At 72.1% G+C, this 12,897-nt stretch carries 11 protein-coding genes and 1 pseudogene; all 12 read left to right on the forward strand.

The features are described from left to right. The first annotated feature begins 2 nt into the window (after window positions 1-2). The 12 genes and pseudogenes from GA0070621_RS05065 to GA0070621_RS05120 all read left to right on the forward strand — a co-directional run bounded on the left by GA0070621_RS05065 (window position 3) and on the right by GA0070621_RS05120 (window position 12,877). Window positions 3-1,985: a hypothetical protein gene (locus tag GA0070621_RS05065; protein ID WP_157739839.1), complete on the forward strand. Its 1,983-nt coding sequence runs from the start codon at window positions 3-5 to the stop codon at window positions 1,983-1,985. Between the two features lie 19 nt (window positions 1,986-2,004). Continuing rightward, entirely contained in the window at window positions 2,005-3,474 is a 1,470-nt protein-coding gene (locus GA0070621_RS05070) for an SCO6880 family protein (protein WP_091191968.1), read from the forward strand. Then, the gene (locus tag GA0070621_RS05075) at window positions 3,471-5,054 is read left to right on the forward strand and encodes a hypothetical protein (protein ID WP_167666607.1); all 1,584 of its coding nucleotides are present in this window, start codon (window positions 3,471-3,473) and stop codon (window positions 5,052-5,054) included. The genes GA0070621_RS05070 and GA0070621_RS05075 overlap by 4 nt, the downstream gene beginning before the upstream one ends. After that, a complete protein-coding gene (locus GA0070621_RS05080; protein WP_167666608.1) occupies window positions 5,054-6,904 on the forward strand; it encodes a type IV secretory system conjugative DNA transfer family protein in 1,851 nt (616 codons plus the stop codon). Before GA0070621_RS05075 ends, GA0070621_RS05080 begins: the two co-directional genes overlap by 1 nt. Further along, a complete protein-coding gene (locus tag GA0070621_RS05085) occupies window positions 6,901-7,506 on the forward strand; it encodes a hypothetical protein (RefSeq protein ID WP_157739840.1) in 606 nt (201 codons plus the stop codon). The genes GA0070621_RS05080 and GA0070621_RS05085 overlap by 4 nt, the downstream gene beginning before the upstream one ends. Continuing rightward, window positions 7,503-7,757, forward strand: coding sequence for a hypothetical protein (locus GA0070621_RS05090; RefSeq protein ID WP_091191972.1), 255 nt, complete (start codon window positions 7,503-7,505; stop codon window positions 7,755-7,757). The genes GA0070621_RS05085 and GA0070621_RS05090 overlap by 4 nt, the downstream gene beginning before the upstream one ends. Then, entirely contained in the window at window positions 7,754-7,993 is a 240-nt protein-coding gene (locus GA0070621_RS05095) for a hypothetical protein (protein ID WP_091191973.1), read from the forward strand. Before GA0070621_RS05090 ends, GA0070621_RS05095 begins: the two co-directional genes overlap by 4 nt. 110 nt (window positions 7,994-8,103) lie before the next feature. Next, window positions 8,104-8,481, forward strand: coding sequence for a hypothetical protein (locus GA0070621_RS05100; RefSeq protein ID WP_157739841.1), 378 nt, complete (start codon window positions 8,104-8,106; stop codon window positions 8,479-8,481). Beyond that, window positions 8,478-9,472 (forward strand): annotated as a pseudogene (locus tag GA0070621_RS31335) (M23 family metallopeptidase). Before GA0070621_RS05100 ends, GA0070621_RS31335 begins: the two are co-directional and overlap by 4 nt. Window positions 9,473-9,664: 192 nt before the next feature. Continuing rightward, window positions 9,665-10,189: a MarR family winged helix-turn-helix transcriptional regulator gene (locus tag GA0070621_RS05110; RefSeq protein WP_091191976.1), complete on the forward strand. Its 525-nt coding sequence runs from the start codon at window positions 9,665-9,667 to the stop codon at window positions 10,187-10,189. A 79-nt stretch (window positions 10,190-10,268) separates the two neighbouring features. Further along, window positions 10,269-11,513: an APC family permease gene (locus GA0070621_RS05115; RefSeq protein WP_231921018.1), complete on the forward strand. Its 1,245-nt coding sequence runs from the start codon at window positions 10,269-10,271 to the stop codon at window positions 11,511-11,513. Then, complete coding sequence (locus GA0070621_RS05120) at window positions 11,510-12,877, forward strand: MFS transporter (protein ID WP_167666610.1); 1,368 nt, start codon at window positions 11,510-11,512, stop codon at window positions 12,875-12,877. The genes GA0070621_RS05115 and GA0070621_RS05120 overlap by 4 nt, the downstream gene beginning before the upstream one ends. The last annotated feature ends 20 nt before the right edge of the window (window positions 12,878-12,897 follow it).

The raw sequence follows: 12,897 nt of genomic DNA on the forward strand, positions 1-12,897 counted from the left end.
CGATGGCCGTGGTGTCCATGGTGTTCCGTCTGCTGTTGGCTGCGGCTGCGCTGACGACGGTCGGGCTGGCCGTACCGGGGCAGGCTGCGGCGGCACCGACGTCGGCCCCGTCGCCGTCGGCCTGCCCATCACCGCCGGTCGATGTTCGGCCCGGTGGCGGTGTGGAGCCGCTGGCGCAGCCGGAGGTGAATTGGTGCCTGCCGTGGGTGCGGTGGCAGGAGAGCAAGGGCTGGACGACGTTGTGCAGCGCAGCGGCCAGCGCTGCCGATCAGGAACGGTGCGACGCGGTGGCAGAGACGCTGCAGTCACCGCCGCCGGACGGCACGCCGTCTGTGCTCGACGAACGCCTGCCGGCCAGTGGTGAGGAGCCGGTGCGCTGCGAGCGCTTGGACGCTCGGGCGAGGCAGGACCAGGCCAACGCCGACCGGTGGACGGCGAAAGCGGACCGCTGCCGGGCGTTGCGGGCGTCGCTGGTGGCGTCCTCGTCGCTGAAGGCGTCGGAGTGTGGGTCGTTGGATGTGGCGTGCCGGGTGGGCGCGCAGGTCAAGGAGGCGGCGCGCACGGGCTTCGAGGGTCTGGCGGACGTGGCGGTCGCCGGGTTTGCGTGGGCGTTGGGCAAGTTGGCTGAGGTGGTGTTCACGCAGTCCTCGACGGTGGCGGACGAGCCGTTCTATGGCGTCTACAACGACCTCAGTGGGGTGCTGATCGTCGTGGTGTTGGTGGTCTTCGTGCTCTCGACGGCGATCAACGGGCTGCGGCTGAGTGGACCTGGGCCGTTGTCGAGCCTGGGCGGGTTGGTCCGGGCGATGTTCGGCATCGCGTTCGCAGGCGGGATTGCGTACCTGCTGATGGCGGCGTGGGACGAGGCGACGGTGGCGTTGATCGCCCGGAACCAGCAGCGGGAGTGGCAGCCGAGCATGTGGGTCGACGCGCTCAACACGCTTACCGCTGACACCGGCACGATCCTGCTGGCCTTCGTCGTCGCGGTCGTCGGCGTGATCGGGCTGGTGCTGGTGTTCGTGATGCTGCTGTTCCGGTCGTTGCTGGCCGCCGGGGCGGCGCTGTTCGGGGCGATGGCGATGACCGGCCAGGTCATGGCCGAGACCCGTGCGTGGGGTCGGAAGTGGTTCTGGACCTGCAACGCGCTGGCCAGCAGCAAGTTCTTCATCGCCGCGCTGTGGATCTACGGCACCCGCACCACCTACGAGAGCGACAACGTGATCAACGTGCTGCGGGGCCTGTTCATCATCGTGCTGATGGTCCTCGCGCCGTGGATCCTGCTGCGGCTGACGAGCATGTGGGACGGCTACCTCGCCGACGTCGATGCCCGCGGGTTCCTGACCTCGGCAGCCACGGCGGTGGGAATAGACGGCGCGCGGCGCCTAGCGGAACCGTTGAGCGGCGGCGGTGGCGACATGGACGCGTCATCGCTGATGCAGGGCAACGCCGAGGCCATCCCCACCAGCCCGACAAACCCCGGCGGACCGGCCGAAGCAGTCGACGGCCTATCCGACACGGTCGAGGCGCTGCACGGCCGGGGGGACAGTGACCAGTTCGGCGAGCCTGCCGGGCATGCGGGCGGCGAGCAGGGCGGGGGCGAGAACGCCGACGAGGCCGCCGGGGTGGAGCGCGACTCCCGCACAGCGCAGGGCGATGTGACCGACGGCCAGCTCACGCTGCCTGGCGACGCCAGTGGCGAGCAGGGTGCGCTGCCGGTGACCCCGCAGGCGGCACCCGAACAAACAACCGCTTCCGCCGGGACCGACGCCCCGGATGCCGGCAGCCCACCGCCCATGGGTGACAGCGACGCGCCGAGCCCCGGCAGCAGTCCCGAGCCGCCGCCGGTCGACAACACCGGTAGCGGGGGCGCGACGCCGCCAAACAGCGGCGCGGCAGCCGGCCGGGCGGGCGGGGCGGCGGCGGGTGGGCAGGGCGGCACCGTAGCGGCCGGTGAAGCCGCCGAGATCGCGATCGTGGCGCTCTAGGCGAGAAAAGGAGTACGGCGTGACCCAGTTCCACTTTCCTCCGCGGTCCACCCGCGGGTCGATCCTGGGCTTCTCCTGGGGGCAGATCGGCACGGCAGTGGCTGGGGTGATCTGCCTGGTCATCGCCGCGAACCTGCTGGCGGTCGGCCGGCAGCGCGCCGCCGGTGGTCTGCTGCTGGCGGCGGTGCTGCTGCTCACGATGGGGCTGTTGCGGATCCGGGGCCGCCGGGTCACCGAGTGGACGCCGATCGTCGCGGGCGCCTTGGCACAGCGCGTGGCCCGGCAGGACCGCTATCGCGGCGCGGTGTGGGCGGCGAATCCAGGCACGCAGCATCTGCATCTGCCCGGCCCGGCGGCCGGCTACCAGTGGCTACCGGCGGTGGCCGCAGACGGGCTGACCGAAGTGGGCTTGCTGCACCACCGGCGGGAGGGGACTGTGACCGCGACGTTGGCGTGCGCGGGCAGCAACCTCGTCCTGGCGGACACGTCGGTGCAGCATCAGCGGCTCACCTCGTGGGCCGACGTGTTGAACCTGCTCGGCACCGAGTACGCCGACAGCGGCCTGGCGCGGTGGTCGCTGACGGCGAGAGCGGTGCCGGACGTCAGCAACCGGGCACAGCGGTACCTCGCGAAGCAGGCGGTCGACACCAGCACGGCGGCGTACCGGTCGCTGGCTGAACTCACCGTAGCGGCCGGTCCGGGCACCCAACGCCACGAGGTGTTCCTGACCGTGGTGTTCGACGTGCGGAAGCTGTCCGCAGAGGTTGCGGACGCGGGCGGCACGGACGCGGCTATCGCCACGGTGGTGCTGGACAAGCTGACCGGTGTGCGGGCGGCGGTGCGGGAGGCCGGCATCGAGACCGGGGGCTGGTTGACGCCCCGGCAGTACGCGGCGGTGCTGCGCGGCCAGTTCGACCCAGAAGACACCGATCTCGAGGTGGCGCCGCACACGGCGGGGCCGGTAGCGGCGGAGACGGTGGGCTGGTCGTCGTACCGGCACGACTCCGGTTTCTCTCAGACGCTGTGGGTGTACGAGATGCCCCGTCAGCCGGTGCCGATGACGTGGGTGACGCCGCTGTTCACTCGCACGGTCGGCCGGCGCGCGGTGGCGGTGGTTGCTGAGCCGGTGCCGGCGCAGTTGGCGCAATTGGCGACGCGGCGGGACAAGGTTGCCCGCGCCGGGGACGAGGTGACCAAGCGGCGGATGCGGCTGGTGCGCACCGCCCGGGAGGACGAGGAGGCCCGCGCGGTCGAGCAGGTCGACCGGGAGCAGGCTGCCGGGCACGTCCGCTACCGGTACGCGGTCCTGGTCACGGTGACGGCCGACAGCCCGGAGCAGCTGCGCCACGACGTCCGCGCCGTCAGGCGGGTGCTGGGCCGGTGCGGCTGCCAGGCGGTGGTGCTCTACGGCGAGCAGGACCAGGCATTCGTGGCCGGCGCGCTGCCCCTAGCGCGTGGGCTCAAGCCGATGCGGGGGTGGTTCGCATGACCTCCCGTACACCCAGGAGTGCGACGCGCCGGGTGCGCCGGGAAGGGGCGTGGTCGCAGCGACTTGCTGATTCCGCCGCCCGGCGCGATTTCGCCGCGGCGCAGGCGGACCTCGCACGGGAGCAGCGGGCGCTGCGGCGGCTGACCGAACAACTGCTCGGCCCGCCCTCTGTGGACGGCCGGGGAGCCTTCGGACCGGCCGCGGGACGGGTGTTCTGGCGGCTGCGGCTACCACCGCTGGTCACCACCAGCGCGCAGCTGTGCAGCGTCTACCCGTTCGTCGCCGACCCAGGGTTGGGGGTGGACGGACCGCTGATCGGGCAGGAGGTGTACTCCCGCGCCGGGTTCGTGTTCTCGGTGCACGAGCTGTATCGGGCGGGCGTGCTCAGCGCCCCCAATATGGTGGTCACCGGGGAGATCGGGTCGGCGAAGTCGTCGCTGCTCAAGACCATCGCGTTCCGCGGGATCCCGTTCGGGGTGCGGTTCTACATCGTCGACGTCAAGGGCGAGTACGACACCCTCGCCGAAGCGGCTGGCATCCGGCCGGTGCGGGTCGGTCCCGGCTCCGGGGTGGTGATGAACCCCCTGGCAGGCATCCGCCGCCTGCCCGATGAGGGCGAGGCGGAGTGGCTGCAGATCCAGCGAGCACGCCGACTGCTGCTGCTGGAAGGGCTGCTGGAGATCCAGCTCGGCGGGCCGCTGAGCGAGGCGGAACGATCGTTGGTCGAATACGCCCTGGACGCGGTCACCCGCGCCGACGACGGCACCAGCCCGGACCGGATGGCCGCCCCGACCCTGTCCCGGGTGCTGACCGCGATGGGCGACCCGTCCCGGTGGGCGCACCGACTGGCTGGGGTGCACTACGACGTCGACCAGTTCACTGCCGACAGCCGCCGCGTCCGCCTAGCGTTGGAGCGGCTGATCACTGGCGCGCTCGGCGGGATCTTCGACGCCCCGGCCGCGTCGACGCTGGCGATCGACTTCGACCAGCCGGGCGCGATCCTGGACCTGCGGGCAGTCCGCGCGTCCGACCAGATGACCGCGATGGCGATGACCTGCGCCCAGTCCTGGTTAGAGGCGGAGCTGACCCGCCCCAACGCCCCCGCTCGGGTCTGCCTGTATGACGAGTTCGCGCTGGTCAGCCGCCACCTCGGGCTGATGAGGCGGATGCGTGAGCAGTTGAAGCTCGCCCGCGCGCTCGGCACCGCGAACATTCTTGCCTTTCACCGTTTCACGGACCTGTCGGCCAGCGGTAGCGCCGACTCCGAGCAGGTCCGTATCGCCCGAGGGCTGATCGAGGACACCGGCGTACGGGTCTCCTACCGACAGGCACCCGGCTCCCTCGACGCGGCACGCGAGTTCCTGGGCACCACGGACGTAGAGACCAACCTCCTGCTCCACCTGCGCCGCGGCGTTGGGCTATGGAAGGTCGGGCTGCGCTCCTACGTCGTCAAGCACCAACTCTCGACGATCGAACGGCGCATGGTCGACACCGACAGCCGGATGCGGCAAACCCCCGAGCCTGAGCCGGAGAGGGCGCCGTCGCAGGGGGAACACGCCGTGGTGGGGCAGGTGCGGTGATGGCCGGCTCACTCATGTCCCCGGGACACCGGCTGCCCCGCCGGGGGGTGGCCCGCGCCGACATCCTGGCCCGACTGGCGCTTACGGGCATCGCGGCGCTGCTGGTGCTGTCGGGCACCGCCACGCTGTGGCTCGCCGGGCAGGCCGGCGGGCTGCTCACCCACGCGGCCTGGCCGGACAGCTCACCCGCGGACGCCCCAGGCATCGCCGTGCGGCTCATCACCAACCCGGGCGACCCGGCCCGGGCGTGGCCGCCCGCCGCCCGAGACACGCTGCCGCCAGCGCCCCTGCTGTACGGGCTGTGGATCGTCCTGCTCAGCGCCACCGTCGTCGGAATCGGAGCGGTGACGATGCGGGTGGCGCAGCGGTGGGTACGCCGACGCGGCTTCGCCGGCCGTAAGGACCTCGACCGCGTGGTGACGGCCGAGGCGGTGCTGCGCCGCGTCGACGTGCTGCGGCCCGCCCTGACCATCCGCGACACCGACCCACCCGAAACCGTCACGGTGAAGCAGCGGCGCCGCACCGACCCCCTCGAAGTGGCCCGGCTGCTCGGCCACCATGCCCTGACCGGTGAGCCGCTGTACCTGGCCAACGAGTACACCGAACTGCTCGCCGGGGCGGCCCGGTTCGCCAACAAGACGAGCCGTTACATCATCCCGAGGGTCGCCGACGCCCGCGGAGCGGTCATCTCCACCTCCACCCGCCTCGACGTCGCATCCGTCACCTACGACCTGCGCGCCGAGGTCGGCCCGACGTGGATCTTCGAGCCGCAGGGCCAGGTACCGGGGGTGCCGCGACTGCGCTGGTCACCCATCGACGGCGCGGAGGACCCCGACATCGCGGCGCTGCGCGCCAAAGGCTTCGCCGCCGGCGCCGGCCTCAAAGGAAACGTCGACAACGGCCAATACTTTCAGGACCAGGCGGCGTCGATCATCCGCGGGCTGCTGCACGCCGCAGCCTTGGACGAGCGCGCCACGATGACCGAGGTGGCGAGCTGGGCCGCCAACCCTTCCGACCCGCGCGCCGAGCGGATCCTGCGCCATCACGGGCAGACGGTGTGGGCCGACCGGCTCGCGTTCCACCGGGAGACCACGGGCCGCAGCCGCGACGCCATCCAGTCGGTGGTGTTCGGCGCGCTCGACGCGTTCAGCAACCCACGGATCCTGCACGCGTGCTCACCGCCGCGCGGGCAGCAGTTCCACCCCGAGCAGTGGCTCGACGAGTCCGGCACCCTCTACCTGGTCGGCACCCGCAGCGGGCAGGCGCTGATCGCGCCGCTGTTCGCCGCCATCGCCGAAGACATCATCTACCGCACGCTGCAGCGGTCGTTTCTCGCTCCGGGCGGTCGGGTCGAGCCCTGCCTGTACCTGATCGGTGACGAGATCACCAACATCGCGCCGCTGCCGTCGCTGCCCGCGCTGGCATCCGAGGGCGGCGGCGCAGGCATCGCCCTGTCGATCGCCTGCCAGAACACCCACCAACTGGAAGAACGGTGGGGCCGCGACGGCGGCCAAGCGCTACGCGACGGCGCGAACGCCCGCTTCGTAATGGGCGGCACCCAGGACGTCAACGCGCTCAAGGACGCCCAGTCGCTGCTCGGGCAGGTGCAGGAGTTGTCCTCGGCGGCGTCCTGGGGTGGCGGTCGGGCGAGCGTGCAGGAGAACACCCGCCGGGAGAACCTGGTCGACCTGGCGGAGCTGCGCACGCTGCCGGCCGGGCATGCCCTGGTGCTGCTGGGCAACATGCCACCGGTCGAGGTGGTGCAACCCGCCTGGTGGGAACGCCCGGACGCCGACCGGTTCCACACCGCGCAGGACGCCTTCACGGCCCGACTACGGGGAGCACAATGATGCCGGATCGCGCCTTCCTGTTCGACATCCCTGAGCAGGCCTCGCCGCAGGAACGGGCCACCGCCGAACTGGCCGAGCTGATCGACACGCTGCGCGGCGCGGTGGAACAGCTCGCCGAGGCCCACGTGGCACTGTCCGAGCGCGTCGACGCGCTCGACAGCCCGACCGGGTTCGTGCCGGCGCGGCACTGCTGGCGGGACCTTCACCGCGACGACACCCGCGAGTTGTGGGCGTGGCTGATCGCCTGGACCCGCTGGCTGTCCGACCGGTACGGGCTGGCGCAGTACCTCGGCGCGTGCTGGCCGGCCCACCCGGCCCTGGTGGAGGAACTGACCGCGCTGGCGGTGTCGTGGCACCACGCCTACTCGGCCAACGCGGACCCCGACGCGCCGCTTCGCTGGCACGAGGCGCTGCACCGCGCATGCAGCCGGTGGCAGCAGTGGGACACCACCCGTTGCCGGCACGGCCAGCACATTCCTCGCAGTCCGGACACCGTCTGGGCGCAGCCTTGGCCGGACACCGCCGATGACGCCGTCAGCGAGGACATCCGCGCACGGCCGGCGCCTGCGACGGCGGCCCAGGATTCAAGGGGCAGCAAATGACACATCCAGCCGAGATCACCAGCGTTTGGGACTGGCAACGGTTCGAGGCCGCCCTGACCGGGCTGCGTTTCGGGGTCGACGCCGTCGACGACTTCATCGCTGGCATTCACGAGGCACGCGACAACTGGCGAGACGACGAAGAGAGGCAGCAGTGGACGGACATCGACGAGCAGACGCGGCGGAACACGGAGCTGGACTGGGCCAGCGACGGGCACCTCGACGGCGACCACGACCGCGACGTCGACGAGTGAATACCAGCACTTCGTTCGACGCTCCGCTCGCCGCGATCAGCAGCAGTCTCACCCAACTGCGCGACGACATCGATGCCCTGGTCGGCGCGGCCAACGGGCATCCCGCCGTGCAGCGGCGCGGGGCGCTGGTCGACGTCCACCACCAACTGCGGCTGCTCGGGCAGCGCGTCAACGCCGCGCTCGGCACCCCGCCAGCCGGGGACCCGCCGCCCCACGAGCCCTCGGATCAGGCATGACCCGCCCTCGCAGCCGAGGCACACTCCTGGTGGCTGCGATGCTGTTGGCGGCCGGTTGCACCAGCCGTACGACCGGAGCTTCCGCCCCGCAGGCAAGCAGCCCTCCGGCGGTGACACCGCCAGCCGACATGCACGCGGACCCGGACGGTGTCCTGCCCGCCCGATCCACCGCCGCGGACCCCGCAGCCGTGGCCACGGCGACACGGTTCGTCGCCCGGTGGGCACGCTCGGACCTGCCGACCGCCCAGTGGCGCGCCGACGTGCGCCTCTACGCCGTGCCCGGCTACGCGGACCTGCTCGACACCGTCGACCCGGCCAATGTGCCCGCCACCCGGATCACCGCACCCGGCCGCATTGTCACCGCCACCCAGGAGCGGGCGGAGGTCGACGTCGGCACGGACGCGGGCGTGCTGCGCGTGGTGTGCGTACGCGACGGCCAACGCTGGCTGGTGGCCACCGTCGGTATGCCGGAGGTCACCCGGCGATGAACGGGCAGCGGGCCGGCGTAGGCGTTGCCGTGGTGGCGACGCTTCTGCTCGTGTGTGGTCTGCCGCTGGCGTCGGTGATCGCCGAAGCGCCGGCCGCAGCCTGCGCTCCCGCTGCTGTTCCGGCCACGAGCAGCGCGGGAACGCGCGGCGGGGTTGGCCGGTGGAACAGCGAACAGGTCACCAACGCGGCCACGATCGTCACCGTCGGCCAGCAGCGGGGGATACCCGCCCGAGGCTGGGTCATCGCGGTAGCCACAGCCATGGTCGAATCCAGCCTGCGGAACCTGCAAGGGGGCGACCGCGACTCGCTCGGCCTGTTCCAGCAACGGCCCAGCCAGGGATGGGGCACCCCGACGCAGATCCTCGACCCCGTCTACGCCGCCGGGAAGTTCTACGACAAGCTGCTGCGCATCCCCGACTGGCAGCAGCTGCCACTGACCGTCGCCGCGCAACGGGTCCAGGTCTCGGCGTTCCCCGACAAGTACGGCGAATACGAGCAGGACGCCGAACAGGTCGTCGCGGCCGTGACCGGCATCGCCACGATCAGCGACCTGCCCGGGGCCAGCCTCGCCGTGTGCAGCAGCGCCCCGAACGTAGCCGCGTCGGGATGGACCCTGCCTGTGCAGGCACTCCTGGGTAGCGGCTATGGGCCGCGCGCCGGACGGCTGCACGCTGGCGTGGACCTGGTCGCCACCCGAAACACCGTCATCCGCGCGGCCAGCGCTGGCGAGGTGGTGTGGTCCGGCTGCGATCCCGGCACCGGCAACTGCGACATCGACGGCAGCCCGATGTACGCGTCGGCGACACCGTGCAAGCGGGCCAACCGATCGGCCTGGTCGGCACCAGCGGCCATTCCTCCGGCCCGCACCTGCACTTCGAAACGCACCAGGCGGTTTGCGACGGGCCGCGCTGCGACCTCAGCAACGCCAACTCCACCGACCCGGTGCCGTTCATGCGCGAACGCGGTGCCCCGCTCGACGAAGGCAGGTGAGGCGCGACCTCGCACCACGACACCAAATCCGACCGCGCACACATCACGGGGGTGAAACATGCGCACCGACCAGAACCAACATCCATGCCTGCCCGCACCTGAACCGCCGCCACCGGCCGACCGCGCCGGCAGCAAGGGCCAACATCGCAACCAGCACACCCTGCGCCGACCGCGACACCTGCGGAGGCCACGATGACCGCCTCCATGCGGCGGCAGATCGCAGGGATCTACCGCCCACCCGTCAACTCTCGACCGGCCCCGGCGCCGCGCCCGGACGCAGTGGCGCAGCTGTGCCGCACCGCGAACACCGTCCGCGTGCATCTCGAACGCACGGTGTTGCGCGAGGTGGGCATGACCTGGACCAGCTACGACGTGCTGGTGCTCATCTGCGCCCGCAGAGTGGTCGAGCCCCGCGCCATCGCTGTGGAGGTGGGCATCGCCAAAGCCACCCTCACCAACACGCTGAGCGCGCTCGTCGACCGGGACCTCGTGCGCCGCCAGCTACACGAGCGTGACCGCCGGCGCGTCGTCGTCAGACCCACGCAGGCCGGCCTGGACCTTGCACGGGAGCTGCAACGCCTCGTGCACGCCCGGCAGGCGGAGCTGTTCGCCGGCCCAGGAATGCCCCCGAGAGACAACATCGCCCACGTGCTGCGCGTGGTGGCCACCCGCTCCCGCCCAGACGACGACGCCCCAGGCAGGGAGGAGGCTCAATGACCGGCAACCTCGGTGTGGCACGAGGAACGCCCTGTGCGTCGGCGCAGTCCTCGGCCCCGGAGTCCTGGTCCTGCCGGCACTGGCCGTCCGCGCCGCAGGACCGGCGGCGCTGCTGGCATGGGCGGCGCTGCTGTCCGTCTCGGTGCTGATCGCGGCCTCGTTCGGTGCCCTCGGCGCCCGCTACCCGGACGCCGGAGGCGTGGCGACGTTCACCCGTCGGGCCTTCGGCGCCCCTGCTGCCGCCGTCGTCGGCTGCTGGCTGTATGCGGCGGTGCCGGTAGGGGTGGTCGCGGGCGCAGTCGCTGGTGCCCGCTACACCGCAGCCGCGCTCGACGCCTCACCCACGATGGTCGCCGGCATCTCCGCAGTGCTCCTCGCTGCGGTGTACGGGGCGAATCTCATGGGGCTACGCCTGTCCGGCCGGCTGCAACTGGCGCTGACCGCAACCCTGGTGGCGTTGCTCGTAGCGGTCATCGCCGTGGCAGGACCCCGTGTTGACCCCGAACGGCTCACGCCGTTCGCGCCGCACGGAGCCGCCGGCGTCGGCAGCGCTGCCGCCGTGCTGTTCGCTGCCATCTGCGGCTGGGAGGCCACCGCCAACCTGTCGGCGGAGTTCACTCACCCCCGGCAGGTGCGACGGGCCGCCATCGCGAGCCTGAGCGTCGTCATCGTGCTCTACTCCGGGTTGGCCGTCTGCACCGTCGGGGTTCTCGGCGACACCGCTGGTGGCACGCCGGTGCCGCTGATGCACCTGCTCGGCGCGACCGGAAGGCCGTGGGCGGCCGGAACGGTCGCCGTGTTGGCGGTACTGCTCACTTTCGGCGCAAGCTTCACGTTCGTCGCCGCTGGTGCGCGGGCCGGTGTGGCCCTGGCCCGTCACCACGTCCTCCCTGCTGGCGTCGCGGTGACTCGCCAGGGTGTCCCGCTGCGCAGCGTCGCCGTGCAGGCCGCGGCCGGAGCCGTCGTCGCGGTGATCGCCACGGTCGCTCCTGGCGTCGTCACCGTGGATCTGCTGGTGCGCGTGTTCGCCGCATTGCTCGCCTGCGTCACGGTGGTCGGCCTCGCCGCGGCGGTGCGGCTGCTGCCGGTACCGCGGGCGCGTGTCGGCGCGGCGGTGGCCGCGCTGGCGGTCGCCGTCATCGCCGCGCTGAGCGGCCCCTTCCTGTTTGCTCCTGCCGCCGTTGCGGCCGTCGTTCTGGCAAGGCTGCGGCGACATCCCAGCCCGGCGACCGCTACGCGTGCCACCGGGCTGGGGATCGATCGCCGCGACCCTCTCGGCGAGGTCCTTGCCCGTAGGACAGCGGCGAAGGTGGGGATCCGATGACACGGCAGACGACCATGCTGACCGAGGAGGCCGATCGCCGTAGCGAAGTGCCCATCGCATCCGGACCCGGGTGGCGGCTGGGCGTCCTCTACGGACCCGCTGTCTACGGCGTCAGCGCCGCCGCCGTCGCGCTCCCGGACGCAGCCCGGCATCTCCACGCGAGCGGTCCAGCGCTCGCATGGATCCTCACCGCGTACGCCGTGGGCATCGGCGTCGGTGCGGTCACCGCCGGACGCGTCACCGATCTGTGGGGCAGCCGCCCGGTCATGCTGATCGCCGTCACACTGCTTACCGCCGGAGCGCTGGCATGCGCGGTCGCCCCCAACCTGGCCGCCGTCGTGACCGGTCGAATCCTGCTAGCGGTGGGCTCCGGCGCGGCCCAAGCCACCGCACTCGCGACGGCCGCCCACCTGCCGGCGTCGCAACGCCCGGCGGCATTGGCCCGGTTCGGCGCCTGCCTAGCCGTATTCAGTGCCACCGCGCCGTTGGCCGGGGCAGTGGCAGTGGCCTGGTCGTGGCGGGTGGCACTCGCACTGCCCGTGCTGTCCATCGCCGCAATCCCGCTGTGCTGGCCCCTCACCACCCCACGACGACACCGAGAACCGCTGGACTGGCTCGGAGTGGGACTGCTTGCGGTCGTCGCCGCCGGACTCCTCCTGACCGCCCAAACCGCAGCCCAACACACCAGCGCGGTCACCATCACGGCGGCGGCTGCCGCCACCGCAGCCACCGGGCTCATCCTCGCCATCCGCAGCCGACGCCACCCCGGCGGGTTCGTCCTCGACGGCGTCTTGTCGGCCGCATGGTTCCGGCGCGCGGCGCTCGCCGGCGCGGGCGTCTACGGGGGCCTGTTCGCCATCCTCTACGCGGCACCCCACCTGCTGACGAAGCTCGGCTACGGCACCACGCACATCGGGCTGCTCCTGCTGCCCGGCGCCGCCGTCGGTGCCGCGCTGGCCCGAGGCGCCGCAGCCGCCGCCCGCCGCATGCCTGCCCGGTACGTCCTGTCGGCGGCGAGCCTGCTGTTCGCGGGCACGCTGTGCTACGCCGCCGTCGACACCGGTCCGATCGGCGTCGCGGCAGCCGCCACGGCCGCGTTCGCCGCCTCGGCGATCGCGCAGATGCTGCTCACGGCAGAAGCCACCAAACACGCCCCACCAGGTTGCCGCGGCGGAGCAATCGGACTGCTCACCCTGGCCACCTTCGTAGGCGGCGGTGGAGGCACCGCACTCTGCGCCGCCCTGTGGCAGCCATACGGACCAGCCGCCGCGCTGGCCATCACCGCACTGCTGCCCGCCGCAGCCGCCGCCGCAGCCTGGCGACTGTGCCCCCAAGCAACAGACACCCCCACCCAGATCGACTGACGGCGAAGGATGCCCATGTC

The organism is Micromonospora narathiwatensis, from assembly GCF_900089605.1.
GTDB lineage: Bacteria > Actinomycetota > Actinomycetes > Mycobacteriales > Micromonosporaceae > Micromonospora > Micromonospora narathiwatensis.